Here is a 23,837-nt window from a genome sequence, read left to right as displayed (position 1 = left end):
GCTACCGGGAAGGGACCTGCGGAAGGGGCAGATACGGTCGGAAGATTGACAGTCGCTTCCGCACCGCGGCTGAGGCGGCTACTCCACCGCCCCGACGTTCTCCTCGCTCTCCATCGTCGGCGGACTCGGTTCGATGTTGGCGTAGTTGACGACTTCGCGGCCGAGTTCCCGGACGCGCTCGGCGACGTCCTCGTCGGTGAACGTCCCGTCCCGGACCGCCGAGTGCGAGCGCGGGACGGCGGCCTGATGCGGGAGGACCCACGCGTCGAGCGCCCGGCAGACCGACCGGAGGTGTTCGAGCGCGGTGATGGGGAAACTCCCGCCGGACACCGCGAGCAGGCCGACCGTCTTGTGCTCGAACTCGTCGAACCCGCTGTAGTCGAGGGCCGTCTTCAGCACCGACGAGTACGACCCGTGGTACATCGGCGACCCCAAGAGGATAGCGTCGGCCTCGCGCAGTTCGCGGGTGAGTTCGGCGGCGTCCTCCGCCTCGTCGTCCACGTCCGGGTCGTACGCGGGCAGGTCGTAGTCGCGAAGGTCGAGCAGTTCGCCCTCTCCCCCCTTCTCCTCGACGCCTTCTAGGGCCTCTTTCAGTGCGACTCTGGTGACGCTTTCGTCCCGAAGACTCCCGCAGACGGCAACGATGTGTGGTGTGTCCGGCATAGGATGGTCGTCGGAGGCGAGCGTCAAATAGCTGTGTGCCGACCGACGGAGCGCGAACGTCACGCGAGCGGAACGTGATGCGGTAAGCGGGTCGCGCCTTCGGGGGTCAATCGAGACTCGTCACACGCCCGAGGAACAGCGGCGTCTCGGTCGGGCGGTCCCGGACGTAGAAGAGGAACGGCCGGTCCACCGTCATCTCGACCTGCTTGGGCGGGGCGTCCTCCTGAATTATCGCGGCGGTCGCGGCCGCCGCCTCGGTGCCGCGCTCGTCCACCGACACGAAACTCTGGTGGACGACGTCGCCGACGAACAGGTCCTCGCCCGCCGCCTCGCTCATCCCCGTCAGGTCCGCGGACGGCGTGAACGCCTCCGTCACGCCGAGCGACTGCATCGCCTCCACGAGACTGAACGACGACTCGACTTCGAACTTGGGGAGCGCGAGGTCAACCAGCGCGTCGGAAGTCCGGTCCAGCACGGTGGCGAGTCGGTCCACCGTCAGCGACTCCTCGAACGCCTCGAACTCGCCCTCGGCGGGAAGGACGACGACCATGCTCGTCTGGCGGTTGGCGTAGGCCAGTTCGACCAGTTGGTGGCCGTCGATTCGGGCGTACTGGGTCTCGATGGACTGGTGCATGGTCGGTACCTGCGCGGTCGAACCGTCGAGCGACGTGAACGCCCGCTCCTCGGTCTCGTCCTCAGAGAACGGGACGCGCCACCGCGCCGAGAAGTAGACGGCGTTGGTCAGCACGAGGCGAGTCGCCTCGTCGATGGACCCCCGGGGAAGCAGGTCCTCGATGCGGTCGCCCGTGTTGTCGGCGACCCACGAGTTGATTCGCTTCCGGGCCGCCTCGGGGTCGCCCGAGAAGTCGGCGAGTCGCAGGCCAGCGCCGTAGTACGCGTCGAGGAGGTCGAGGAACTCCTCGCGGAAGGGGAACCCCTCTTGACCCCACACGCCGTTCGCCGTCGTGAACTCGAAGGCCGGACCCGCGTCCGTCTCGCGTTCGGTCACCACCCGTCCGCTCGCCTCCGTCCCGTCGGCGTTCCGTCGCTCGAATTCGGCGTCCAGCGACGCGAACGCCCCGTGGAGGTTCTCCTGGTCGAGGACGAAGTGGAGCGCGTCGGCCATCTCTGCGGCGGTACCCCCGCGGGCACCGGCGTACGTCATCGCCAGCGCGACGGAGACGCTGTAGGGCGAGAGGAACAGGTTCGGGGCGTCTTGCTGGTCGCGCAGGACCGCGAGCAGGTCGAGCGCGAACGCAGTGTTCCCGCGAATCTGGTCGGCGAGCAGGTCCTCGGGGATTTCGGGGTCGGTCACGGGGTCGATTTCGGGGAAGGGCGGTGCGTCGAGGTCGTCGAAACCGGGGGATTCTCCGGTGGTCGTTCCGGGCGTCTCGTCGGTCGGTGATTCGTTCGCGGGGGTGTTCTGCGAGTCGTCGCTTCCCGTACAGCCGGCGAGTCCGGCGAGGAGGGCACCGGAGAGCGCGAGGGTTTCGCGGCGGCGGAGGGTCATGCCCGGTCGTTCCACCGGTCTGGATAAACGCTTTCTGTAGGGTGAAGCGGGCGCTTCAGTTACAGGTCGAGACGGACTGTCGATTCGAACTCAGCGTCGGAGGCGGGCGACGAGTTCGTCGTTCGCGTCACCGCACTCGACGTCCACCAGTCCGTCGTCCGAGAGGTCGTTCAGGAGGCCTTCCAGCCACTCGCGGCCGTACTCTCCCTCCGGCGCGTAATCGACCCTGACGCGCGGGCCGAGTTTCGAGAGCGGGAGTTCGTCGTACTCCTCCAGAATCGAGATTACTTTCCCGCGGAACTGCCGCCTGCTTCCCTCGAAACTCGGTTGGGTTGGCACGTCCGGCGCGGTGAAGTCGCCGGTCTCGTAGGCGTGACACCACTCGCGCCACGGGCATCCCGCCGAGTCGCACTTCGGCGTCTGCTCGCAGGCGACGCCGCCCAGTTCCATGATGGCGTTGTTCCAGACTCGGGATTCGCCGTCGGGCATCACCTCGCTGGCGGCGGCCTCGAACGCGGCGTCGTCGTCGGGCACGTCGAAGGCCCGATGGAGGACGCGCTTGACGTTGGTGTCCACCACGGCGTCGCCGTTGTTGAACGCGAAGGAGGCGACCGCGTTCGCGGTGTACGGCCCGACGCCCATCAGGTTCTGGAGTTCGCCGGGCGACTCGGGGAACTCGCCGTCGTACTCGGTCACGACCTGCGCTGCCGCCTCGTGGAGGTACTTCGCGCGGTTGTTGTAGCCGAGGCTGTGGTCGGTCCAGAACCCAACCACGTCGGCGCGGTCGGCGTCCGCGAGGGCCGCCGGAGTCGGCCACCTGTCGAGGAACGCCTCCCACGCCTCGACGACCCGGCCGAGTTGGGTCTGCTGGCTCATGACCTCCGAGACCAGAATCTCGTAGGCGTCGTCAGTCTCGCGCCACGGGAACTGCCGGTGGTCCGCCTCGTACCACGAGACGAGTGCGTTGCGGACCGCCGGGAGGTCGTCGGGCAGCGAGTAGTCGGCGTCGTCCGATTCGCTCATTGGCGCGGGGTAGGGACGACGCGGATAAAGGGACGGCGGTTCGGTTCGTCTCCGCGCTACTGGAGCGCGCGCTCCCGGACCGCTCGGGCCTGTTCGCTGAGGTTCTCGCTCGGACGGTACGTGTCTCGACCCATCGCCTCGTTTCCGGGACACGTCTGCGTGAGGCCGGTGACGGTCAGAACCGCACCGACTGCGAGCGCGCCGGCAGTGACCGCGGGACGGAGGCGGACGGTTCCCTGCAGCGACGCTATCGAGAGTACCACCAGCAGCGGTCCGAGCGTGATTCGAATCCCCTCGTCGAGTCCTCCGACGTTCTTCTGCATGTGTGACCCCGAACCACGGGACGACGCCGCGACACTTGAAGGTGGGTGTCGGTCGAAAGGCGTTTCCGCCTCACGCGCGAGGCTCCCGACATGAGTCTGGACGACCTGCAGGCCGACATCGAGGACGAGTACACCGACCTCGGCGACGAGGTGGGCGTGTCGCTCGACCGCGAGACCCGCAACGAACTGTCGATGCTGAACGCGGCGTTCGACCCGGACGACACCGACGAACTCCTCCGGCGGGCGGTCCACATGCTGTTCCAGAGCGCGGTCGAGACGGGGAACCTCGACTTCCACCTCCGGAGCGAGTACGACGTGACGTACGACGAGTACCTCTCGGGGATGACCTACGACGAGATGACCGGCGGGAACCAGTTCCCCCAGCAACAGCAGAAGGACGACCGACGATACCAGTTCTGAGGACGCTCTCCGTCGGCGTTTTCTCTGTCGGTCAGTCTCCGCGAGCGACGGTGACGGTCGCCGGAACGGAAGGGACAGACCCAAAACGCGGCCGGGAGAACACACGCGACGAGAGTACAGTCCACCATGCCACGCTACGAGGGCGTCCACGCCTACCCCGACGGCGACAGCACCGTCGCGCGCTTCGCGGCCACCGCCGCCGAGTACGACTTCGACGGCGTCGTCGTTCGCAACCACAGCGACGCGACCGGCGAGTACGACGCCGAACGCATCGCCGACGAGTACGGCGTGGACGTGGTGGACGCCATCGAGATTCGGGCCGACGACCCCGAGACCGCGTCGGGCCACGTCGGCAACTACCGACCCAAGCACACTGTGCTGGCGCTCCACGGCGGGACCAACGCGCTGAATCGCTTCGCGGTGGAGTCCGACCGCGTGGACGTGCTGGCCCACCCGATGCGAGGCCGCGGCGACTTCAACCACGTGCTGGCGAAGGCCGCGGTCGAACACCACGTGCACGTGGAGTTCGACCTCTCGCAGGTCCTCCGGTCGGACGGCGGGCCGCGCGTGCAGGCCCTGCAGGACCTCCGGAAACTCCGAGAGATAGTCGAGAAGTACGACACGCCCTACGTCGTCAGCGCGAACCCGACCAGTCACCTCCAGCTGCGGGCACCCCGCGAGTTGGTCGCGGTGGGCGAGACCGTCGGCTTCTCCGCCGACCAGATTCGCGCGGGCCTCCGAGCGTGGGCCGACCTCGCCGAGCGGAACCGCGAGCGCATGTCCGACGCGTTCATTGCACCGGGGGTCAAACGCGGCAGATATGAAGAAGAGCCTTGAGGAACACGCCTCGCGCTTCGACGAGGTAGCGGGCGAGTACGACGACAACCAGAACGACACCGAGGAGTACCGCGCCGCCGTCTCGCTGGTCGTAGACCACGCGAACCCCGACGAGAGCGATACCGTGGCCGACCTCGGCACCGGCACCGGGGCCATCGCGCTGGCGCTGGCCGAGGACGCAGGGGAAGTAATCGGCCGGGACATCAGCGAGGGGATGATGGAGCGAGCGCGGGAAAAAGCGGCGGAGCAGGGCGTCGAGAACGTCGAGTTCGGCGAAGGGCGCTTCCGGGAACCGAACGTGGAGAGCGCGGACGTCGTCGTCTCGAACTTCGCGATGCACCACCTCAGCGACGAGGAGAAGCGCGAGGCCATCGAAGCCATCGCGGAACTGGGGCCGCGGAAGTTCGTGCTGGGCGACGTGATGTTCTTCGGCGAACCGAACCCCGACGAACCGTTCTACAGTCCGGAAGTGGACGACCCCTCGACGGTGGGCCATCTGGCGGACGTAATGACCGACGCTGGGTTCGCGCTGACCGCGGTCGAGCGCGTCCACGAGCAGGTGGGCGTGCTGGTGGCCGAGCGCGGCAACGGCGAGTGAACTCGGCGACGGACGCCACCGCTCGGTGACGTGCCTCCCGCTCGGAGACGGTCTCTTGCTCGGCCGCGCATCACGGTAGCGCCGACGCGGTCGTCCTCGTTTCCGTGCGGCGTTCTCCTAACGGCACGTTAATGTCGCAACAGCCGACACGTCAAAATGATGTCCATGGACGTAACCGAACTAGAGAACGGGAGCGTACTCGTGAAGGTCAGGTCGAAGCGAGGGACGGGGACCCGCGACCAAGACGAGGTCACCGTCGAGACGACGTTCGAGGACCTCGACGAGGCCGAGCGCAAATCGGCGCGTGTGAACGAGTTGGTAGCGGAGCGAATGGCTGACGCTCGCGAGGTCGGGAACTCGGAGGAGGCGGAGACGGTCGGCGTTCCCTCGGGGACGGAGAACGACTCGGGTCCCGACGTCTCGAAGGTCTATCTCGGAGAGGGGTCGCGGATAAGCGGGTGGGTCCCCCTTCCGAAGGAGGTCGTGTTCCAAGAGATTGCCCCTCGCGTCAGGAAGAGCGAGGTGGACGACGAACACGTTCCCGGCGTACAGGTGAACTTCAGCGAGGACGTGCCGACCAGCGGTTGGACCGAAGTCGATGCCGAGGTCGTCTCCGAGGAGATTGAACCCCTCGTTCGACGCCACCGCGTGGACGAGAACTGACTCGGTGGCTCCGCCCGAGAAGATTGGTACCACCGTAGACGCGGTAGCTAGCCGCCGAAAGGAGAGATAGCCACGGCGGGAAACACCGCTGGAATCCGCCATCACGCCCGATAAACCCACCTTTCAAGCCACCACGCGACCAATCACCGCCAACTACCCGATGAAGCACCTCCCGAAGCACCTCCGACCCAGATGGCGATACCTCGCCGTCGGACTCGAAGCGTGGCCGGACGCCGACTTCGACCGCCGGGACTTCCAGCGGAGCGTCTGGTTCGCGGCCCAGAACCTGCTCGGCGACGCCGGGAGCGCCGACGCCGACCTGCAGGTCCTCCAGTTCGAGTTCGGGGACGGCACCGGGGAAGCTATCGTTCGCGCCCGACACGGACACGCCGACGAGGCACGGGCCGCGCTTGCCTGCATCGACGAAGTGAAAAACGACCACGTCGGCGTTCGCGTCCGCGGTATAAGCGGTACGGTCCGTGCCTGTGAAGAAAAGTATTTAGGAGCAGACGGCCAATTTCCTGACGAGAGAAAAGTCGTGTTCGGGGACGCCCAGCGGTCGGCCGTCGAGCGAGACGGACTCCTCGACGTGCGAACCGACGGCGCGTTCGCGGGCGCGACGGAACTCGATTTCGAGTGATACTATGCAGGGACAAGCCCAACAGCAGGCCTACGACCGTGGGATTACCATCTTCTCCCCGGACGGACGGCTCTACCAAGTCGAATACGCCCGTGAGGCCGTCAAGCGCGGCACGGCGAGTATCGGTATCCGCACGGAAGGCGGCATCGTGCTCGCGGTGGACAAGCGCATCCGTTCGGAACTCATGGAGCGGACCAGTGTCGAGAAGATTCACAAGGCCGACGACCACATCGGCATCGCCTCCGCGGGCCACGTCGCCGACGCCCGCCAGCTCATCGACTTCGCCCGGAAGCAGACGCAGGTCAACCGCCTGCGCTACGGCGAACCCATCGGCGTCGAGACGCTGACCAAAGAGGTCACCGACCACATCCAGCAGTACACGCAGGTTGGTGGCGCGCGCCCGTTCGGCGTCGCGCTCATCATCGGCGGTATCGAGGACGGCGAACCGCGCCTCTACGAGACCGACCCCTCGGGGACGCCCTACGAGTGGAAGGCGCTCGCGGTCGGCGCGGACCGCGGCGAACTGCAGGAGTACCTCGAAGACAACTACGCCGAAGCGATGGACCTCGACGGCGGCATCGAACTCGCGCTCCGCGCGCTCGGGTCCGTCAACGACGAACTCACTCCGGAGGGCGTCGGCATCGCCACCGTGGACGCCGAAACCGAGCAGTTCATGGAACTCTCGAACGACGAGACCGAAGAGTACCTCGCCGAACTCGGCCTGCTCGGCGGCGAGGACGACGGCGAACCGGAAGAAGAAGAGGAGTAATCGGCCCTTCTTTCCCGCGGTTTTCGACGACTCGGTAGTTACGGCTCCGCAGAACGCGTTCGCAGAGGAAACATCGTCGAGACTTCTCAGTAACCGATATTTTTCGCTCGCAGGGACGCCTCACCCGCAGGAATCCTCAGACGTCGAGGACGCCGACGCGTTCGCCGCGGTAGCCGAAGACGTTCTCGTAGCCGTACGGCGACATCAGCACCGGATGGAACGGTTCGTCGGCGACCAGTTCCCGCCCGTCGGCGGCGGCGAACGCTTCGCCCGCCGAGACGCGTTCGAAGTTCTCGGCGAACACCTCGTACTCGTCGGCCGCGTTCTTGGGCACCGGGTGGCCGAGGCTGAACACCTCGACCTCGCCGCGGTCCTCGCCCGCGACGGGTTCGGCGTCTGTCAGCGCGCCGGTCGCTTCGAGGAACCCGTGAACGAGTTCCACGGCGTTGTCGGCGGCCTCGTCGGACCCCTGCAGACCGCACTCGGCCTCGACGACGTGGGGGTACTCGATGAGTCTGCCGTCGCTCTCGGCCCCGGTCTCGACGACCACGGAGACCGGGAGGTACGGACAGACCGAGCGCGCGACCGCATCGACCGTATCGACCAGCGCGAACGGGTCGGCGTACGACTGGGTGGAGTGCAGCGACAGCGTGGTGCAGTCTCTCACCTCGCGTGCCAGCGCGTCTGCCAACCGTCGCTCGTGGGTGTCCGCGTCCGGGTCGCCCGGGAACGCACGGTTGAGGTCCTCCTCGACGTACCGGACGTCTCGTTCCAGCGCCGCCTCGTTCGCCACGACGAACTTGACGGGGCGCTCGACCGCGGGGGATTCGGCGAGAACTCGCTCGATGGCCCGGACGCCACACGGTTCGTCGCCGTGAATTCCGGCGACCACGGCAATCTCGGGCGTACCCTCGCCCAACTGCTCGATTCGCATCGGGGAAAAAGGGGCAACGCTACGTATTGAGGGTTTCGACTTTCAGTCGTCGGACGGGTCGCACAGCGCGCGCGTCGGGGATTCCAGTGCCCGGCCGACGTCGGTCAGCGCCACGTAGTCGTCCTCTTGGTCGTACGCTACCAGACCCGTGTCCGCGAGTTTCGGGACGTGCGTGTGGTACAGCGAGAGGTAGACCCGCAACACGTCGTCCGGGTCCACCTTCGAGAGGGGTTCGCCGCGCTCGGCGACCGCCACCTCGTCGGCGAGGTCCGGCAACGAGAGGTCGTCGTGTCGCAGGAGCGTGAGATAGGCAGTCCGGCGGCGGAAGTCGGCCAGCAACTCGAACAGCGTGTCGAGCGGGACCGGTCGGTCGGCCGACTCGAACCCGGCGATACCCTCGACCATCGCCGCGTACCGGGAGTCGAGACAACTCCGGACGAGTCCGCGGTCGGTCTCGTACGCCACCAGTCCGGCGTCGTCGAGTTTTGGTAATACGGTGTGGTGCAGGCGGGCCGTCAGTCGCGTCTCGGCGTTGCCGGTCGCGTCGTCGCTCTCGGTCCCGTCGGTAAGTCGCGCAGCGAGGTCCGTGACGAGGAACGTTTCGTCGTCGCTCTCGGCGAGTCGCCAGAGCAGGTCCCGACACTCCCGGTCCGCGAGCGCAGCGAAAGTGGCGTCGAGTGAAACGCCGCTCTCGGGACCGCACGGTTCGGCGTCGGCCGTGTCGTCGGGGTGGGTGTCGGTCGTAGTCATGTCGTGACCTCCGGTTGGGTATCGTGTGCGCGGTCAGGGACCACTCTGACTACACCATCGGCGGGGAAGCAATATAAGTTGTCGATTCGCATTGACTGCCTATCGGAACCGGGGACGAGAGCGAAATTAGGGGGATAGAGGCGCCAAAGGCGGGAATAAGGGACCGATGAGAGACCTGAGACCCGGGCACCGTTCACTCCAAGGACTCGGCGTAGGCGAAGTCCGAGTCGTCTGCGGTCGGGGTTCGCCCGTCGAGTTCTATCTGCCACCCCTCCAGCACCGAGGGGTCGTCGAGCGCTCGCGTCATCGTCTCGCGCACGTCCAGTACGTTCACGCCGTAGTAATCCCGGGGAACGCCGTGGAGGTACTGGAGCGCGGTGTCGAACAGCGACCGCATCCCGCCGTCGTCCTCGAAGTCGAAGTGCTTGTACGCGCCCGCCGCGACCTGCACCATCCCGTGGCAGAACTTCGACTCGGTGGTGCCGCTGCCGTAGTTGTACCACGCGTCCTCGAAGCAGTCGTGAGACTCGTGGAACTCCCCGGCGTTGAACAGGCGCACGCCGTGGGCCGTCGCGCGTCGGAGCGTGTCGTGTCGCCAGTGACCCTCCGCCGGAAGCCACCCCGTCGGACTCCCCGTTCTGGGCGGCCCGACCGACTCGTCGCGGGTGTGTTCGTCCATGTCGGTTACGTGGACCTGTAGCCGTGTAACGTCGTCGGACAGTGGGGAACAGAGTCGAGAATAGCGGGACTCGACGACACGGGTCGAGGAAGCCCGAGACCGAAGCGGGACGGAACAATTGAAAGTTTACTTACGAAAGTGATATTTAAGTGCGATTTCTACGCCCCGGTAATGAGTTTCGTGGCGGAGTTCTCGGTCCGCTACCCGATACTGCGCGAGGCGAGAGCGTGCGTGCCAGACATGGAACTGGAGACCGAGGACGTTCGACCGACGCCCGACGGCGGCCAGCGGTTCGTCTTCTGGGCGAGCGGCGACGACTTCGAGGCGTTCGAGTCGGGCGTCGAAACGGACACGACCGCCACGGACTACAGCGTACTCGGGGACCACGGAGAGCGACGACTCTACCGCGTGACCCTCTCGGAGTCCGCCGGCGAGCGAACGACGCACTCGGTCGCCGCGAAACACGACATCGTGTTCCTCGACGTGACCGCCGACAGCGACGAGACTCGAATTCGTGCACGCGTTCCGGACAGAGACGCGCTGTTCGCCTTTCGAGACGCCTGTCGGGAGCGGGACCTCGCGTTCCGGCTCGTGGGCATCTACGACGGGGAGGGGGAGACCGCCGACGGACGGCAGTACGGCGTCACTGCCTCCCAACGGGAAGCGCTCGTCCACGCGCTGGACGCCGGATACTTCGACGTGCCGCGCCGGACGACGCTGTCGGAACTGGCCGACGACCTCGGTATCTCCGACCAAGCGCTGTCGGCGCGACTCCGGCGCGGGCAGACGAGTCTCGTCAGAGGTACGCTCGGGGGTCGGAACGACACTTAAATCGTTGGCCATTCAACGTGGGCGGATTCACGTGTCGTGGTTCATCTGCCGGTATGGGAGAGCGCGAGGACTCGGTTGGCGTCTCGACCGACGAACTCCGGTATCGGGCCGACCCCAGCGAGACCGCGAGCGAAGCGGTCGTCTCGGCCATCACGGCGGTCGTTCGGGACACCGAATTCGAGCGAACCGACGACGTGACTTCCCTGCCGCCGCTCTACGACGCCGTAGACGCGGACGCGATGAACCAACTGTTCGACCCGCCGTGGAACGAGGGGGACGCCGAACTCTCTATTACGTTCGTCTACGCGGGCTACCGCGTACACATCGACGACACCGGACTGGTGGTCGTCACAGATTGCGACGACCGGAACTGAGTCCGCGCTGACCGGCCCCAGAGTCCGCGGCGACCGGCCCGAGTTCGCGACGACCGCAACAGATACGCCGGTAGCGAACGAACCAGCAGTCGTGTCCGTCGTCCACGACTATCACGTCCACTCGAACTACTCGGACGGTACGCAGATGCCGCGGATGCTCGACGCCGCCGCCGACGCCGGTCTGCGTGGGGTCGGGTTCGCCGACCACTGTAACGTCGCCGAACGCGAGGGCCTCCAGCGCGAGAAGCGCGAGTACGGCATCAACCTCGACCGGACCTATCCGCTCCGGCGGGAGGCCATCGAATCGCTCCGCGAGCAGTACGACCTCCGAATCTTCGATGCGGTAGAACTCGACTACGACCCCCGCGACGAGGGCGACATCGCGTCGTTTCTGGACGAGGCCGACTTCGACTACGCCGTCGGGAGCGTCCACCGCGTGGCGGGGACCAACGTCCAACGGAGCGCACCCTTCGCCGACCAGTCCGAGCGCGAGCGCCGGGCGTTCGTCGACGACTACTACGAGCGACTCGCCGACCTCGTCGAGTCGGAACTGTTCGCCGTCGCGGCCCACGTGGACCTCCCCGAGCGAACGCCCGAACTCCGAGGGTACACCACCGCGGACCACCACGAACTCGTCGCCGACGCCTTCCGCGGGTCGCGGACGGTGCCCGAACTCAACGCCGGGCGCGTCCTCCGAGACTACGGCGAGTACCATCCCGCGTCCGACTTCCGGGCGGCGCTCCGGGAGCGCGGCGTGGCGTTCGTCGCGGGGTCGGACTCGCACGAACCCGACGAGATTCGGAACCGGAAGCGGGCGTTGGAGGACCACTTCGCCGAGCGCGAAGCAGAACCCGTGCAGTTGTTCGACTGACTTCGGACTCGGCCGCCGGTCGCTCGACGACTCGCAGGTTCGGTGATTCCGTCACCCGTCTTCTACCGGATGCGGACTGGCTTCCAGAACGTCGAGAGCGCGCTCGAACGCCGCTCGACTCGTTTCGAACTCCCCCTCGTGGTTCCACTCGTCGTCGCCGCCGGTCGTGTACACGTCGAAGTTCCCGCCGCGGTACTCGTGGCTCTCGACGTAGAGTTCGCGCTCGACGCTGTCGTCGTCCACCAGTAGCCAGACGCCGAGTTCCTTGCCGCCTTCGAGGTCGCGCCGTCGTTGCCAGTGCATCGAACCTCGCTCACGGTTCGCACGCAGTTAGCTCTTGACGTGGGTGGACGCTCAATCGGCGACGATAGGAGGAACTATCGACTCCCAATCAGCGTCCGGTCAGAAGTGTTGCGAGGGCCCGCGTGGGCCGTCAGTTTTGCGAGGGAAGAACGCTCCGAAGCGGTCTTCCTGCATCTTTGACGCGGCGACGCCGCGCTTGCGATGCGAGGGAAGGGATTCGAACCCTTGGACCCCTACGGGAGCGGATCTTGAGTCCGCCGCCGTTGGCCAGGCTTGGCTACCCTCGCACGCGGTCGGTCTCCGTTCGGGTCTCGGCCTGGCGTTTTCTCCTAAAGAGGTAGGTATATAAACCTCCTACGGTGTCGGACTCGGCGTCCCGGACGGTCGGACGGCGGCTTCGGGTCGGACTCCGGATTCTGGTGAGAAGCCACGGTAGGCGGACCCTAACCGCGTTTCACCGGTCGTCAGCGCGACTCACAGACCCCGTTTGAGCGGGGCGCATGTACCGGGTACCGGGTCGTAGGAAGCGTATAACGATAGGCGAACCTGTCTACTATCGGTCACATGAACGTCACGTATCTCGAGTCTGCCGCCATCCTCGTCGAGGACGAACACACCAAAGTCCTGTGCGACCCGTGGCTCGTGGACGGGGCCTACTACGGGTCGTGGGCGCACTACCCCGACCCCGACTTCGAACCCGAGGACTTCGACGACGTGGACTACATCTACATCTCCCACATCCACCCGGACCACTTCGACCCCGCGACGCTGGAGCGAATGGACTCGGACATCCCGGTCCTCGTCCACGACTATCGGTGGGACTACCTCAAGAACGCCATCGAGGACCTCGGTTTCGAGGTGACCGAACTCCCCCACGGCGAGCGCACTCACCTCGGCGACGGCATGCACATCAACGTCCTCGCGGCCGACGGTTGCGACCCGGAACTCTGCGGCAACTTCTTCGGTTGTTCGTGGTACGACGAGAAGGCCGACGAGACCGGGTCCACGCAGGTCGATTCCATGGCGGTCATCGACAACGGCGAGTTCACGCTGGTCAACACCAACGACTGCCCCTACCCCATCGCCGAGTCGAGTTGCCGGAAGATAAAGCGCGACTACGGCGACATCGACATGCTGTGTCACCAGTACAGCGCGGCCCAGTTCTATCCGCAGGCCGTGACCAACTACGACCACGAGCGGAAGATTCGCGAGCGCGACCGAGTGATTCGCGAGAAACACGAGTTGGCGCTCGACTTCCTCGACCTCTTCGAACCGGACTACTACATGCCCTTCGCGGGCGAGTACGTGCTGGCGGGCGACCTCGCGCACCTCAACGAGTACACCGCGAACCCGCCGCGCGAGCAGGCCAAGGCGTTCTTCGAGACCCACGCCCCCGACGACTCAGAGTGCGTCTTCCTCAACTCGGGCGAACACGTCAGCCTCGCGTCCGGCGAGAAGTCCGCCGAGTTCGAACCCGTGGACCAGCAGGCCAAGCGCGAGTACGTCGAGGAGGTGCTGGCCGAACGCGAGTTCGACTACGAGACCGACCCGATACCGACGCTCGGGGAACTGCTGTCGTACGTCCCCTACGCCTATCGGAATCTGGCGGACAAGCGGGAGCAAATCGGCTTCACCAGCGATACCACGGTCCTCCTCCCGCTGGTCGGGGACGTGTTCCTCGAACTCTCGATGGACGGGTCGGGCTATCGCTTCGTCGCGGACGCCGACACCGACGACTACGACGGGTGGGTGAAACTCGACGTGGACCCGCGCCTGCTGAAACGCCTGTTCGAGGGACCCCACAGCGCCTACTGGGCCGACGCCAAAATCGGCTCTCACGTCGGCATCAGCAAGGAACCCGACGTCTACGAGCGCGGTCTCTACAACTGCCTCGGGTCGTTCCACGCCCACGGCTACGACGTGGAACCGACCGACTCCATTCGGGTCCGCGACGGAACTGAGTCCGGGACGGAAACGACTGACGCGGCGCGGGGCAGTGGGAGTCAGGCCGGCGCGACGCCCGACGATGCGACCCCGGCCGCGAGCGACGGGGAGTCGGCGACCTGTGCCGACTGCGGCGCGTCGCTGGACACCGACTCGGACCGCCACGTTCGACACGCCCGGTCGGACGCCGACGGCCGGACCGCCAACGACGGCGGTGCGGTGGTGTTCTGCATCGACTGCGGCGTGGCGAAACTCAACGACGACGTAGCGCCGGACGGCGAGGGGGGAGGCGACTCGGCCGGTGACCGCGAGGCGGCGGAGTAGGGAGTCCGTGTCCGCGAACAGCGACTCGGCGCAGAGGCGACGAACCGACAACACTTTTCCCGGGACGGCCGACCAACCGATATGACCGACGACGCCGAAGAGCGCCTCGCCGTGGCCAAGCGCGCCGCGCGCGAGGGGAGCGAAGTCGCCGCCGAGAGTTTCCGTCAGGGCATCGACGTCGAGACCAAGTCCGGCAAGACCGACGTGGTGACCGAGGCTGACCGCCGGACGCAGCGCCGGGTCATCGAGGTCATCCGCGAGGAGTACCCCGACGACGCCATCGTCGGCGAGGAGGAGGACGAGTTGAAGGCGGTGCCCGACGAGGGCGACGCGTGGGTCATCGACCCCATCGACGGGACGAACAACTACGTCCGGTCGATTCCGGTCTGGACGACCAGCGTCGCGGCGGTCCGTGACGGCGACCCCGTGGCGGCGGTCAACGACTGTCCCGCGCTCGACGACACGTTCGTCGCGGGGGCCGACGGCGTCCGTCGCGACGGCGAGGCGGTGTCGGTCAGCGAGCGGACCGACCCCGAGACGTTCGCCGTCTCGCCGACCTTCTGGTGGGACTTCGACCGCCGAGACGAGTACGCCGAGGTCTGCCGCGAACTCGTCGAACGGTTCGCCGACATCCGGCGGTTCGGGTCGGCGCAGGTCACGCTAGGTATGGTCGCTGCCGGGTCGCTGGAGGGCGCGGTGACGAACGTGGACCCGAACCCGTGGGACACCGTGGCCGGCGTCCACATGGTCCGGCAGGCGGGCGGCACCGTGACCGACCGCCACGGCGACCCGTGGCGACACGACTCCGAGAGCCTCGTCGCCTCGAACGGCGAGGCGCACGAGCAGTTCCTCGGCGCGCTCGAGAACGTCGCCTGAGGCGAGAAGTGTTTTATTAATTACCATAAACCCCGAGATTCTGACGGAAAGAATTCTAAGGATATTTAGTCTGAAAGAATCTGATGTAGAGTATGGAACTCGATGATACCGACCGCGAAATCTTAGAAGCCTTACAGGAAGACGCGAGAACGCCGTTCAGCGAAATCGCGCGCCGCATCGACATGTCGAGCGCGACCGTCCACGACCGCGTGAACCGGATGGAAGACGCGGGCGTCATCGAGGGGTATCACGCGAAGGTGGACCCAAAGGCGCTCGACTACGGCATCTCGGCGGTCGTCGGTCTGCAGGTCGAGCAGGGCCAAGAACAGGACACTCTCGGCCGACTCGAAGACGTCCCGGGCGTGCAGGAGGTCCACCTCACGACCGGGTCGTGGGACGTGCTGATGCGGGTGTACGCCCGGGACGCCGACCGGCTCCGCGAACTCATGTTCGACAACATCGCGCAGATGGACGGGTTCGCCCGGTCCCAGACCATGGTCATTCTGGGCACGCCCTACGAGACCGAGGAACTTCCCATCGACGGGAGCGAGGTCTGAGTGGAGTGACCGACTCCGCGAGACCGTGAACCTCGTCGACACGAGACCGGAACCGTAAAACCGCCCGGTTCCGCTGTGGGACACATGGGCACCGCAACCGAGAGTATGGACACGGAACGCCTCTGGGGCGGGACGGTCGCGGCGCTGTTCGTCGCGCTGGTCGGCGGCGCACTCGTCTTCCCGGAGCGCGTCTACTACGGATTCGTCTGGCACTACTTCTGGGGGCCGGTCGTCGCAGACGCCAAGAGCGCCCAGTGCGCGGTCTACGCCGACGGTTCGGTGTCGTTCCTCAGTGACGCGGCGGCGTGTCGGGCCGCGGCCGAACCGGTCGCCTACCCCGGGTACACGCTGGTCTCGGAGGTCGGCTACGCGCTCACGATGCTGCTCGCGCTGCTGGGCGTGGTCTTCATGCTCCGGCGACTCGACGTCGGACGGGACCGCGGCCTGTTCTACGCGCTGTTCCCCTACATGCTGTTCGGCGGGGCGCTGCGCGTCCTCGAAGACGCCTTCGACGGCCTGTCGGCCGCCGACGCCGCCATCTCGTTCCCGTGGAACACCCTCATCATCAGCCCGGTCATCTACTTCACGATGTTCGCCATCACGCTGGCCGCCCTGCTCGCGAGCGTCTGGCTCCGGGACTCGGGCGCGACCGAGAGCTACTACTACCCGCTGGCGGGCGTCGGCACGGGCCTGCTCGCGGCGACGCTCGGCTATCTGAGCGTCCTCGCGTTCACCACCGACAACGTGAGTTTCCACCCGCAGATAACGGCCGTCGTCCTCGTCGGTGCGACGCTGGTCACGTGGCTCACGTGGGAGACCGTCGAGCGCTACGCGCCCGAGGTCAACCGCGGAACGGGCCAGATGGGTCTGGTCGTCATCTGGGCGCACGCCGTAGACGGCGTGGCCAACGTCGTCGGCATCGATTGGGCGAGGGAACTCGGTCTCCCGGCCGACCTCGTGCCGAAACACCCCGTGAACCGCGCGCTCATCGGCGTCGGCGAGCAGTTCCCCGAACCGGTCATCCAACTCGTCGGCACCGCGTGGCCTTTCCTCGTGGTGAAAATCGTGGCCGCGGTGTTCGTGGTCTGGGTGTTCGACGAGCAGATATTCGAGGAGAGTCCGCGCTACGCCATCCTGTTACTCGTCGCCATCGTCGCGGTCGGTCTCGGTCCGGGCACGCGCGACATGCTCCGGGCGACGTTCGGCATCTGAAAACGGGTCAGTCCGCCGCTCTATCTCCGATTCCGGTTCGATTTTCCACCGTCTACGTTTCCAGTCGTTCCAGCGTGGTCTCGGGGAAGTATCGCCCGCCGCAGTCGGGACACTCCGCAACCTCCAGCGAATCCAGCGCGCCGAACCCGAGCGTCTCCGCGGGGACCTCTCGACGAGTCAGCGACGTTCCGCAGTTCGCACAGTCGAGTTCGTATTCAGAAGTCATCGACTCACCCCCGAGTAGTCGAACGGTATGAACGCCGTCATACGTTAGCACGTACGACGAGTCGCGGTATAAAACCTTGCCTGCGCAACCATTCGAAACTCCGAATCTCAGACCCTCAGCGTCCGCGAAAGCGCTGTCTCCGCGCCGGAGGTCGTGACGCAGGAGACGAACGCGACGGTTCCGAGTTTGCCGCCCGCCCCGACGAAGGCGGCCGCGACCGCGACGAAGACGAGTCCGCAGACGGCCCCGGCGAGCGCGACCCGTCCCTCACCGCCGAGTCGGTCCGTCGAGGACATCCCGACGAACGACGCGCAGAACGCGGCCGCGGCCAGCGTCTCGCCCGGCCCGAACGGGACCATCGGGAGAACAAGACCGGCCAGTAGCCCCACGAGCGCGGACCCGACCACCGCACCCAGTTCGAGGCGGACGCTAAGGACGACGGCCCCGACGGCGCCGACGACCGCGACCGGAACGACGAGGGCGGCGCTGGTCCACCGGAACGTCCCGCCGGCGGCGTAGGTAGCGTCGGTCACCACCGCGGTGGTCGCGCACCCGAACAGCGCCAGCGTGCCCAGTTTCCCGCCGAACCCGGCGAACGCGCGTTCGGCGGCGACGAACGCGGCTCCCGAGAGCAGGCCCGCCAGCGCGAGGTGGCCGACCGACGGGAACAGGGTGGGCGAGGCCATGCCCACGAACGACCCGCAGTAGGCAGGAACCGCGATTTCGGTGGCGAAGACACCAGCGAGCAGGCCGACGAGCGCGGACGCGACGACCGGACCGAGTCCGGCGCGAACGCTCAGGACGTAGGTGACCACCGCCGCGACGAGGACCGCGAGCGCGTCCAGCAAGTCCCCCCGTTCCGGTTCGTACGCCCCGGGCGCTTCGAGCGCGTGTTCGCGCTCGGCGACCACCGCGACGCCCCCGGCGAGCACCAGTCCGACTTCGAGACCGACGACGGGGGCCGAGAGACCGGTGGTGAGCAGTCCGCGAGCGAGCAACGCGGCCGGCGTGAGCAACAGCACGGCGTAGCCTGCCAGACGAGTCGGCGAGTACACGCGTCCCCGTAGTCCGGCGACCGCTGTAGTGGGTTACGGTTTCGGGTCCGATTGCCGCGAGGAGGAGAGGGGAAAAGAGAAGCGAGCAGCGGCGAAGAGAGAGAAAGAGACGCAGTTCGCCGAAGGTCGGACGCTCAGGGGTAGGGATGGAGGTCGCGGTCGGGACGGAACTCGAAGCCCATCTCCGCGGGGACCCTCCGGGCGCGCTCGCCGAAGAAGGTCTCACCGGTGAACAGCGGTTGGGCCTCGGGGACCAGCACGCGGACCGCCTCGAACTCCAACTGCTCGACGTCTCGGGTGGTCAGACGCGCGGCGTAGGCCGACAGGTCGGCGTCGACGAGGCGGTCGAGAACGGCGTCGAGTTCGGCCGCGCCCGCGGGGAGGTCCGACGGGCCGACGCTCGCACTGGGAATCGCGGTGTCGGTCGCGACGAACTCGCGGGCCGCCTCCGGGAAGTCGGCGTACCGGCCGATAGCGCCGTCGGCGTCGGCCGCGTCGTCCTCGCCCATCGACCGGAGTTCCATCCAGTTCTGGAGCGCCTCGGCCAGCGCGCTGCCGGCCGCGGCGTCCGGGTCGAGGTCGGCGTCGGACCCGACCGCGAACCGCGGCCACTCGCCGTCCCGATGCACCGCGACGGCGACAACCGGCACGTCCACGTCCTGCGTGACCAGCAGCGCCGTCACGTCGAGATTCTCCGCGCGTGCTCGCGACCGCAGCGTCTCGAACTGCTCGCTCTCGACCGCGAGTTCCAGCGGTTCGAACGTGGAGTACCACGCCAACATCGTGGCGTCGCGCTCCAGCACCTCGTAGAGACCCGAGAGCAGGGCCTCGACGGTCGAACTACCCAGACCCAGACCGGTCGTGATGGACGGCTTGTACCGGACCTCCGGCGGCGGGAAGTGGACGAACTCGGCCGGGAGGCGCGTCGGTTCGCCCGTCCGGAGGTTCTCGCCTTCGACCCACGCGATGCTGTCGTCGGCCGTGGGATTCGACCACCCGTCGGGACCGACGAACGCCGCCGGACCGACCGCCGAGTCGAGGTCGGCCGGGCGAGCGGTCTCGAACGCCGCGGTCCGGTAAACTCCCGCGGCGTAGCGTTCAAGCGCCTCGCCGAGCGCCTTCATCAGCGCCTCGTTCCAGTCGTCGGAGACGCCGGCGGCCCGCTCGGCGGCCTGCGCGTCGCTGAACCCCGTCGTGTCGGCCAGTTCCGCGAGGTAGTATGGCGTCGGGAACGACTCCGCCTCGCCGATTGAGGAGACGACGCCGACGCGCTCGTCCACGGCCTGCTCGGCCCGCGAGAGGGCGTCCTCCAGTTCGGTCGCGGCGTACTCGCGGTGGATGTCGGAGTCGCTCCCCGGGTCACCGCTCGACGTCTCGCCGCAGACGTCACACCCCGGCACGGGGAGGAGAGTTCGCTCGGCGTGGGGCACCTCCACGACGCCGCCGAGGGCGGCGGACTCGCCGCCGGAGAGCAACGTCGCGGTCTCGCGTCCGGCGAGCGCGCCCGCGTAGCGCGCGCTGGCCGCAGTAATTTCGACGCCGCTCCCGTCTCCGTCGCTACGCCCGGTCTCGTCGCCGCGGTTGGCCGCGACTCGGGTCCGCAGGCACTGCCAGCAGGCGGTTGCGGGTGCGAATCCGGAGACCGCGGCGTCCACGTTCGCTATCGCGTGTCCGCCGACGCCGCCGAGTTCGACCGCAAGCCACGGCGTTCCGGCGTCGCGGGCCGCGCGGTTCGCCGCGACGAACTCGTCGCCACCGGTCTCGCCGACCACGACGGCGAAGTCGGCGGCCGCGACGCGCTCCGGGTCGCACTCGACGGTTTCGGCCCGGACGTCGGCGAGCGCCGCCGTCACGGCGTCGATTGCCGGACCCGCGCCGACGAGTCCGACGGTCGGTGTACTCATACCGGGACGGTCGCAGTCGGCCGGGAAAAACGCGGTGCTATCGCTCGGGGGCTATCGGGCGAAAAATAAGTCGATTCGGGTCGTCAGTGAAGCAGGCTCTGGGCCGCGCTCGCGAGCTGGTCGGTCTCGGCGTTACGGAGGTCGTCGTTAGCCAGTTTCAGGCGCAGGCGCGGACGACCCACGTCGATGGGGACCTTCTCGGTGCCGATGAGACCCATGTCTTCGAGCTTGGTCTTCGTGCGCGAGAACGTCGCCTTGCTGGCGATACCGACGTCTTCGCCCCACTTGCTGATGTCGTACAGCAGGGCCTCGTTCTTCGCGGCCACGAGCAGGCTGATGGTCACTTCGTCGAGTCCGTTGCCGTCGCCACGGGCGGTCTCCATCGAGGACAGCACCTCGTCGAAGTCCTGCTGGGCCTCGGGACTGATTTCCTCGCCGAGCGTGTCGCGGACGCGCGAGAGCGGCGGCGTGCGCAGCGAGAACTCGTCGGCCGACTCGAACTGCGCGGAGTAGGAGTCGTACGCCTCCGAGACGAACTCGTCGTCGTCGGAGGTCAGACCGCCCACGCGGTCGTCGGCGGTCACGAGCGCGATGACGACTTCGTCGGTGACGAGCAGGGAGTTGCTCGGGACCTCGTCGGTCGTGCGCAGCGACAGCGACCCGGCGTCGATGAGGTCGGCCGCGTTACTGGCGACGATGAAGTCTTCCATCACGTCTTTCAGGGTCCCCGACTGCGCGAGCATGCGCAGTTCGGGCAGGTCGCCCTCGTACTCGGTGGCGACGTTGATTAGCTCCTCGATGGCGTTTCGCGACGGATTGACCACGAGCAGCGTGTCCGGCGCTTCGTCGATAACTGTCCGAAGGATTTCGGCGATTTCTTGGTCGAGTAAATTCGATTCGGTCTCCATGTACCGACAAACGTTTTACCCCTACTTAATTTTAACGTTAATAACGGGGGGAAATCACGGATTATACGAGGGTATTTGGTTGTCAGTCGTACAATTCTAATCGAACGCAGGAACAGGTTTCGATTTTCGGCTTGTTCGGTAGATTGTTCGTGACCATCGTGGTCAAATCCGCGACGAAACGGCGATTCCACACCGACGCAACGGATTCCTTACACGATAGAGTAGTTTTAACGCCAGATTTCCCATGTTACTGGGGCGGTACTTACAGGTGAAAGATGCGAAACAATCAAGTAGTGTGCCTAAGTAACAAGAAACACGCCATGCAAGGCAAAATTCGACAGTGGCTCGTTGACAATCCGAGAACGATGGACGCCGCGTACACCCTCGCGCTAGGAGGAGTAGTGCTTTCGGGCAAACTGACGACGCACGCGGCGTCGGGGTCGGCGGCCGGACCCTAAGTAAGAACGCCCTTCAATTCTTCGGACCAGTACAGTTCGCCGTCGTACAGTACCGGAGCTTCCGCACGGTCAAGGAACATCAGGAGTTCGTCTTCGTGTAGAGTCAGCTGGACCTCCGTTCCTTGGAGATGATACTCGCTGTGGTCCTTGTGATAAATCTGGAAAATAATCCCGTTGGTGTCCGCAGGTCTGTGTTCGTGAATTAGGTTGAACGTCCCATCGTCGTTCTCTTCGATGCTGAGGAAGATGGGGTACCGGTTTTCGGTCTGAGTGAGAACGTGGGTCCCATCACCGACCACGGCGTAGTCTTTCCCCATCATGATGCGACGACGCGCGAACCGGAGCGCGAGGTCGATGTTGAAACCGTTGATGAGTAATCGAGCGAACGCCACGCCGACCTTCGCCGCTTGCTTGTTGAGGACTTTGGTGAACGTCACTGCTCCGGCCACGCTCCCCTTCTTGACCAAATCTCGGCCCTCGTAGTACGACCCGCAGGCGTTGAGGAAGAACGTCTGGACGTTGCTTTCCTGGAGAGTGGAGACGGCTAGGTTACCGTTCGTACAGCGCAGACCGTCCTCCTCGCAGTGACCGATGTAATGGACGAAGTCGTGGGGCGATTCCAGCACCTCCGCGAGTTGGGCCTTCGTGAGGTGTTCGTGGACGGTCACGTCGATGGGAAGTTCCTCGGCGCGTTCCTCGTAAATCTCGGCGACCTCCTCGTGTTCGTCCACCATCTCCTCGTCGTTCAGGATGACGGTCACGTCGATGTCGCCGTCACCGCTTTCGTGGAGGTAGTCGAACTTGTTCTCGTACGCCTCCGGGACCGCTTTGAAGACGTCTATCGGGACGCCGTCGGCTAACCAGCCGTTGACCTGCCCCTCGTGTAGCACGGGGTCGCGCCTGTCCACTGACTTGACCGGGCCGGGACCCTGTCGGAACATCCCCGCGGCCGCCTTCGGGGGCCGGGCCTGCGGGTCGCCCGCCCGGTAGAAGTCGTCGATGGACTTGTTCAGTAGTTCGTCCTTCTCCAACTCCGACGACTCGGGGAGATAAACGAGGCTGAGGGTGTCGAGAAGGTACGGGAGGGACATGGCGTGGTCCGGAGTTGGTTCGACGTGCATCGCGAGGTGCCACTCCGGTAACTCGTCGTCGATGCGCTCGTACGGCGCGTCGAGGTACGTCGCCAGTTGTTCGGCCGGCGTCGATTCGTAAGCGGCCTCGGCGTCGATGTCGATGTCGTCGAGGAGTGACATCTCGGCGAACTCCCAACTATACTCGCCGGCGGTTCGGACGAGACAGTCGAGGAAGAACACGCGCCGGAGCACGGTCACGACTTCGTGCTGGAAGTCGGGTAATTGTGCGAACTCGTACTCGACCCCGGCCTCGGGGGCGCGTAGAAGCGGTGAGCGTCGGTTCGCCACGGTCATCTCGGCCTGCAAGTAGTACGCGAGCGGAGCCGCGACGAAGACGCACTCGAACTCGTCGGGGACGACCAACTCGATACCCACGTCTGGTCGTTCGTCGCGCACCGGGTCGGGAATCTCGGTTCTGCCCCCGAGTTCGACCTTCGGCGGGTGGCCCCGGAGCGTCGGATACGACCGGTCCGGCCCCGTCGTCTTCTGTGACGACGACGAGTACGTAACTGCCGTCGCGACTCCTTCCGGGGTCGGAGGTACCGTAATCGTGTTCACGGGCACCTCGTGATGACTCCGGAATCCGAACGTCACGAGCGTCGGTTCCGGGAAGGAAACGTGAAGCTCTGTGTAATCGTCGCTCTTCCAGACGGTCGCGGGGCCGGAGAACCGGACGTAGGTCTTGATGTTGAGCGTGACGTTGAGCAGGTACTCGCCGCTCGGGAGGTCGAGGGATTCGGCGTCCCCGCCGTGCTTGTGCTCCTCGCCCGACTCCAGTTCCGTCGCCTTCACCAGCGCCGGCGGCAGTCGAAGCTCCGACACGCGGCCAGAGACGGTGCCGTCGAGCGGCCGCTGGATGTCGTAACCGGTCTCGACCGCCTCCCACGTGTCGGTGTCGATGGACACCTCCGTCTTCGTGCGGTCGAACACTCGTAACCCAGAATTCGTCTCCTCCCACTCAATCATGTCGGCGTTGTACAACGTGTCTCACCGGGACTTTATATTTTTGTCGCCCGGAGTCTTCCCCGCGAAAGGTAAGCTTATACTCCGGG

27 protein-coding genes and 1 tRNA gene are annotated in these 23,837 nt (G+C 66.2%); 14 read left to right on the top strand and 14 right to left on the bottom strand.

Features of this window, described 5'->3' with window-relative positions; all coding sequences use genetic code 11:
* Window positions 1–78: 78 nt before the first annotated feature.
* The 4 genes from FXF75_RS05415 to FXF75_RS05400 all read right to left on the bottom strand — a co-directional run bounded on the left by FXF75_RS05415 (window position 79) and on the right by FXF75_RS05400 (window position 3,519).
* Window positions 79–663 (bottom strand): NADPH-dependent FMN reductase, encoded by a 585-nt coding sequence (locus FXF75_RS05415; protein WP_163520483.1) that lies wholly within the window; start codon window positions 661–663, stop codon window positions 79–81.
* Window positions 664–769: 106 nt separating this feature from the next.
* Window positions 770–2,173 (bottom strand): serpin family protein, encoded by a 1,404-nt coding sequence (locus tag FXF75_RS05410; RefSeq protein ID WP_163520482.1) that lies wholly within the window; start codon window positions 2,171–2,173, stop codon window positions 770–772.
* A gap of 90 nt (window positions 2,174–2,263) precedes the next feature.
* Entirely contained in the window at window positions 2,264–3,196 is a 933-nt protein-coding gene (locus FXF75_RS05405; protein WP_163520481.1) for an A/G-specific adenine glycosylase, read from the bottom strand.
* A 56-nt stretch (window positions 3,197–3,252) separates the two neighbouring features.
* Window positions 3,253–3,519 (bottom strand): DUF2892 domain-containing protein, encoded by a 267-nt coding sequence (locus FXF75_RS05400; RefSeq protein WP_163520480.1) that lies wholly within the window; start codon window positions 3,517–3,519, stop codon window positions 3,253–3,255.
* Window positions 3,520–3,609: 90 nt separating this feature from the next.
* Here FXF75_RS05400 and FXF75_RS05395 point away from each other — a divergent pair, with 90 nt between their 5' ends.
* The 6 genes from FXF75_RS05395 (at window position 3,610) to psmA (ending at window position 7,446) form a co-directional block, all read left to right on the top strand.
* A complete protein-coding gene (locus FXF75_RS05395; RefSeq protein WP_163520479.1) occupies window positions 3,610–3,939 on the top strand; it encodes a hypothetical protein in 330 nt (109 codons plus the stop codon).
* 126 nt (window positions 3,940–4,065) lie between these two features.
* Entirely contained in the window at window positions 4,066–4,776 is a 711-nt protein-coding gene (locus FXF75_RS05390) for an RNase P subunit p30 family protein (protein WP_163520478.1), read from the top strand.
* A complete protein-coding gene (locus FXF75_RS05385) occupies window positions 4,760–5,374 on the top strand; it encodes a class I SAM-dependent methyltransferase (protein WP_163520477.1) in 615 nt (204 codons plus the stop codon). The genes FXF75_RS05390 and FXF75_RS05385 overlap by 17 nt, the downstream gene beginning before the upstream one ends.
* A 159-nt stretch (window positions 5,375–5,533) precedes the next feature.
* Window positions 5,534–6,037, top strand: coding sequence for a hypothetical protein (locus FXF75_RS05380; RefSeq protein ID WP_163520476.1), 504 nt, complete (start codon window positions 5,534–5,536; stop codon window positions 6,035–6,037).
* A 160-nt stretch (window positions 6,038–6,197) separates the two neighbouring features.
* A complete protein-coding gene (locus FXF75_RS05375) occupies window positions 6,198–6,677 on the top strand; it encodes an Rpp14/Pop5 family protein (RefSeq protein ID WP_163520475.1) in 480 nt (159 codons plus the stop codon).
* A gap of 4 nt (window positions 6,678–6,681) precedes the next feature.
* Window positions 6,682–7,446 (top strand): archaeal proteasome endopeptidase complex subunit alpha, encoded by a 765-nt coding sequence (gene psmA / locus FXF75_RS05370; protein WP_163520474.1) that lies wholly within the window; start codon window positions 6,682–6,684, stop codon window positions 7,444–7,446.
* Window positions 7,447–7,582: 136 nt separating this feature from the next.
* Here psmA and FXF75_RS05365 read toward each other — a convergent pair whose 3' ends face one another.
* The 3 genes from FXF75_RS05365 to FXF75_RS05355 all read right to left on the bottom strand — a co-directional run bounded on the left by FXF75_RS05365 (window position 7,583) and on the right by FXF75_RS05355 (window position 9,809).
* Window positions 7,583–8,380: a succinylglutamate desuccinylase/aspartoacylase family protein gene (locus tag FXF75_RS05365; protein ID WP_163520473.1), complete on the bottom strand. Its 798-nt coding sequence runs from the start codon at window positions 8,378–8,380 to the stop codon at window positions 7,583–7,585.
* Window positions 8,381–8,422: 42 nt separating this feature from the next.
* Window positions 8,423–9,130, bottom strand: coding sequence for a hypothetical protein (locus FXF75_RS05360; protein WP_163520472.1), 708 nt, complete (start codon window positions 9,128–9,130; stop codon window positions 8,423–8,425).
* A gap of 193 nt (window positions 9,131–9,323) precedes the next feature.
* Window positions 9,324–9,809, bottom strand: coding sequence for a DUF309 domain-containing protein (locus FXF75_RS05355; protein WP_163520471.1), 486 nt, complete (start codon window positions 9,807–9,809; stop codon window positions 9,324–9,326).
* Window positions 9,810–9,980: 171 nt separating this feature from the next.
* Between FXF75_RS05355 and FXF75_RS05350 the strand changes: the two genes are divergently transcribed.
* The 3 genes from FXF75_RS05350 (at window position 9,981) to FXF75_RS05340 (ending at window position 11,885) form a co-directional block, all read left to right on the top strand.
* Window positions 9,981–10,640, top strand: coding sequence for a helix-turn-helix domain-containing protein (locus FXF75_RS05350; RefSeq protein ID WP_163520470.1), 660 nt, complete (start codon window positions 9,981–9,983; stop codon window positions 10,638–10,640).
* Window positions 10,641–10,693: 53 nt separating this feature from the next.
* Window positions 10,694–11,014 (top strand): HalOD1 output domain-containing protein, encoded by a 321-nt coding sequence (locus FXF75_RS05345; protein WP_163520469.1) that lies wholly within the window; start codon window positions 10,694–10,696, stop codon window positions 11,012–11,014.
* A gap of 91 nt (window positions 11,015–11,105) precedes the next feature.
* Complete coding sequence (locus tag FXF75_RS05340; protein WP_309221755.1) at window positions 11,106–11,885, top strand: PHP domain-containing protein; 780 nt, start codon at window positions 11,106–11,108, stop codon at window positions 11,883–11,885.
* A gap of 51 nt (window positions 11,886–11,936) precedes the next feature.
* On the opposite strand, the gene FXF75_RS05335 is transcribed toward FXF75_RS05340, so the two are convergent.
* Both FXF75_RS05335 and FXF75_RS05330 read right to left on the bottom strand, forming a co-directional pair.
* Window positions 11,937–12,188, bottom strand: coding sequence for a hypothetical protein (locus FXF75_RS05335; RefSeq protein ID WP_163520468.1), 252 nt, complete (start codon window positions 12,186–12,188; stop codon window positions 11,937–11,939).
* A gap of 202 nt (window positions 12,189–12,390) precedes the next feature.
* Window positions 12,391–12,475 (bottom strand) — tRNA-Leu (locus FXF75_RS05330).
* Between the two features lie 277 nt (window positions 12,476–12,752).
* Here FXF75_RS05330 and FXF75_RS05325 point away from each other — a divergent pair.
* From FXF75_RS05325 to FXF75_RS05310, 4 genes are all read left to right on the top strand, one after another.
* Window positions 12,753–14,456, top strand: coding sequence for an MBL fold metallo-hydrolase (locus FXF75_RS05325; protein ID WP_163520467.1), 1,704 nt, complete (start codon window positions 12,753–12,755; stop codon window positions 14,454–14,456).
* An 81-nt stretch (window positions 14,457–14,537) separates the two neighbouring features.
* On the top strand, window positions 14,538–15,332 hold the full coding sequence (locus FXF75_RS05320) for an inositol monophosphatase (RefSeq protein ID WP_163520466.1): 795 nt from the start codon (window positions 14,538–14,540) through the stop codon (window positions 15,330–15,332).
* 92 nt (window positions 15,333–15,424) lie between these two features.
* Window positions 15,425–15,889 (top strand): Lrp/AsnC family transcriptional regulator, encoded by a 465-nt coding sequence (locus FXF75_RS05315; protein ID WP_163520465.1) that lies wholly within the window; start codon window positions 15,425–15,427, stop codon window positions 15,887–15,889.
* An 84-nt stretch (window positions 15,890–15,973) separates the two neighbouring features.
* Window positions 15,974–17,101 (top strand): DUF63 family protein, encoded by a 1,128-nt coding sequence (locus FXF75_RS05310; RefSeq protein WP_163520464.1) that lies wholly within the window; start codon window positions 15,974–15,976, stop codon window positions 17,099–17,101.
* A 52-nt stretch (window positions 17,102–17,153) separates the two neighbouring features.
* On the opposite strand, the gene FXF75_RS05305 is transcribed toward FXF75_RS05310, so the two are convergent.
* The 4 genes from FXF75_RS05305 to tbsP all read right to left on the bottom strand — a co-directional run bounded on the left by FXF75_RS05305 (window position 17,154) and on the right by tbsP (window position 21,194).
* The gene (locus FXF75_RS05305) at window positions 17,154–17,327 is read right to left on the bottom strand and encodes a zf-TFIIB domain-containing protein (protein WP_163520463.1); all 174 of its coding nucleotides are present in this window, start codon (window positions 17,325–17,327) and stop codon (window positions 17,154–17,156) included.
* A gap of 107 nt (window positions 17,328–17,434) precedes the next feature.
* On the bottom strand, window positions 17,435–18,382 hold the full coding sequence (locus FXF75_RS05300; protein ID WP_163520462.1) for a hypothetical protein: 948 nt from the start codon (window positions 18,380–18,382) through the stop codon (window positions 17,435–17,437).
* 134 nt (window positions 18,383–18,516) lie between these two features.
* The gene (locus FXF75_RS05295) at window positions 18,517–20,286 is read right to left on the bottom strand and encodes a YcaO-like family protein (RefSeq protein ID WP_163520461.1); all 1,770 of its coding nucleotides are present in this window, start codon (window positions 20,284–20,286) and stop codon (window positions 18,517–18,519) included.
* 83 nt (window positions 20,287–20,369) lie between these two features.
* Window positions 20,370–21,194 carry a transcriptional regulator TbsP gene (tbsP, locus tag FXF75_RS05290; RefSeq protein WP_163520460.1) on the bottom strand — a complete coding sequence of 275 codons (825 nt, stop codon included), beginning with the start codon at window positions 21,192–21,194 and terminating at the stop codon, window positions 20,370–20,372.
* Window positions 21,195–21,514: 320 nt separating this feature from the next.
* Here tbsP and FXF75_RS05285 point away from each other — a divergent pair, with 320 nt between their 5' ends.
* On the top strand, window positions 21,515–21,652 hold the full coding sequence (locus tag FXF75_RS05285; protein ID WP_163520459.1) for a hypothetical protein: 138 nt from the start codon (window positions 21,515–21,517) through the stop codon (window positions 21,650–21,652).
* Here the strand turns inward: FXF75_RS05285 and FXF75_RS05280 are convergent.
* A complete protein-coding gene (locus FXF75_RS05280) occupies window positions 21,649–23,751 on the bottom strand; it encodes a hypothetical protein (RefSeq protein ID WP_163520458.1) in 2,103 nt (700 codons plus the stop codon). The two genes, FXF75_RS05285 and FXF75_RS05280, sit on opposite strands and share 4 nt — an antisense overlap.
* Window positions 23,752–23,837: the final 86 nt, after the last annotated feature.

The sequence above is a fragment of the Halorussus sp. MSC15.2 genome, assembly GCF_010747475.1.
Classification (GTDB): Archaea; Halobacteriota; Halobacteria; order Halobacteriales; family Haladaptataceae; genus Halorussus.
This window is presented reverse-complemented; position numbering and strand designations above follow the sequence as displayed.

What these genes read in the sequence shown, in the direction of transcription:
- FXF75_RS05335 (WP_163520468.1), bottom strand. Translation starts at nt 12,188, where the DNA reads ATGCACTGGCAACGACGGCGCGACCTCGAAGGCGGCAAGGAACTCGGC.
- FXF75_RS05320 (WP_163520466.1), top strand. Translation starts at nt 14,538, where the DNA reads ATGACCGACGACGCCGAAGAGCGCCTCGCCGTGGCCAAGCGCGCCGCG.
- FXF75_RS05380 (WP_163520476.1), top strand. Translation starts at nt 5,534, where the DNA reads ATGTCCATGGACGTAACCGAACTAGAGAACGGGAGCGTACTCGTGAAG.
- FXF75_RS05410 (WP_163520482.1), bottom strand. Translation starts at nt 2,173, where the DNA reads ATGACCCTCCGCCGCCGCGAAACCCTCGCGCTCTCCGGTGCCCTCCTC.
- FXF75_RS05325 (WP_163520467.1), top strand. Translation starts at nt 12,753, where the DNA reads ATGAACGTCACGTATCTCGAGTCTGCCGCCATCCTCGTCGAGGACGAA.
- psmA (WP_163520474.1), top strand. Translation starts at nt 6,682, where the DNA reads ATGCAGGGACAAGCCCAACAGCAGGCCTACGACCGTGGGATTACCATC.
- FXF75_RS05295 (WP_163520461.1), bottom strand. Translation starts at nt 20,286, where the DNA reads ATGAGTACACCGACCGTCGGACTCGTCGGCGCGGGTCCGGCAATCGAC.
- FXF75_RS05375 (WP_163520475.1), top strand. Translation starts at nt 6,198, where the DNA reads ATGAAGCACCTCCCGAAGCACCTCCGACCCAGATGGCGATACCTCGCC.
- FXF75_RS05305 (WP_163520463.1), bottom strand. Translation starts at nt 17,327, where the DNA reads ATGACTTCTGAATACGAACTCGACTGTGCGAACTGCGGAACGTCGCTG.
- FXF75_RS05395 (WP_163520479.1), top strand. Translation starts at nt 3,610, where the DNA reads ATGAGTCTGGACGACCTGCAGGCCGACATCGAGGACGAGTACACCGAC.
- FXF75_RS05355 (WP_163520471.1), bottom strand. Translation starts at nt 9,809, where the DNA reads ATGGACGAACACACCCGCGACGAGTCGGTCGGGCCGCCCAGAACGGGG.
- FXF75_RS05345 (WP_163520469.1), top strand. Translation starts at nt 10,694, where the DNA reads ATGGGAGAGCGCGAGGACTCGGTTGGCGTCTCGACCGACGAACTCCGG.
- FXF75_RS05315 (WP_163520465.1), top strand. Translation starts at nt 15,425, where the DNA reads ATGGAACTCGATGATACCGACCGCGAAATCTTAGAAGCCTTACAGGAA.
- FXF75_RS05385 (WP_163520477.1), top strand. Translation starts at nt 4,760, where the DNA reads ATGAAGAAGAGCCTTGAGGAACACGCCTCGCGCTTCGACGAGGTAGCG.
- FXF75_RS05285 (WP_163520459.1), top strand. Translation starts at nt 21,515, where the DNA reads ATGCAAGGCAAAATTCGACAGTGGCTCGTTGACAATCCGAGAACGATG.
- FXF75_RS05415 (WP_163520483.1), bottom strand. Translation starts at nt 663, where the DNA reads ATGCCGGACACACCACACATCGTTGCCGTCTGCGGGAGTCTTCGGGAC.
- FXF75_RS05405 (WP_163520481.1), bottom strand. Translation starts at nt 3,196, where the DNA reads ATGAGCGAATCGGACGACGCCGACTACTCGCTGCCCGACGACCTCCCG.
- FXF75_RS05280 (WP_163520458.1), bottom strand. Translation starts at nt 23,751, where the DNA reads ATGATTGAGTGGGAGGAGACGAATTCTGGGTTACGAGTGTTCGACCGC.
- FXF75_RS05365 (WP_163520473.1), bottom strand. Translation starts at nt 8,380, where the DNA reads ATGCGAATCGAGCAGTTGGGCGAGGGTACGCCCGAGATTGCCGTGGTC.
- FXF75_RS05400 (WP_163520480.1), bottom strand. Translation starts at nt 3,519, where the DNA reads ATGCAGAAGAACGTCGGAGGACTCGACGAGGGGATTCGAATCACGCTC.
- tbsP (WP_163520460.1), bottom strand. Translation starts at nt 21,194, where the DNA reads ATGGAGACCGAATCGAATTTACTCGACCAAGAAATCGCCGAAATCCTT.
- FXF75_RS05360 (WP_163520472.1), bottom strand. Translation starts at nt 9,130, where the DNA reads ATGACTACGACCGACACCCACCCCGACGACACGGCCGACGCCGAACCG.
- FXF75_RS05390 (WP_163520478.1), top strand. Translation starts at nt 4,066, where the DNA reads ATGCCACGCTACGAGGGCGTCCACGCCTACCCCGACGGCGACAGCACC.
- FXF75_RS05350 (WP_163520470.1), top strand. Translation starts at nt 9,981, where the DNA reads ATGAGTTTCGTGGCGGAGTTCTCGGTCCGCTACCCGATACTGCGCGAG.
- FXF75_RS05310 (WP_163520464.1), top strand. Translation starts at nt 15,974, where the DNA reads ATGGGCACCGCAACCGAGAGTATGGACACGGAACGCCTCTGGGGCGGG.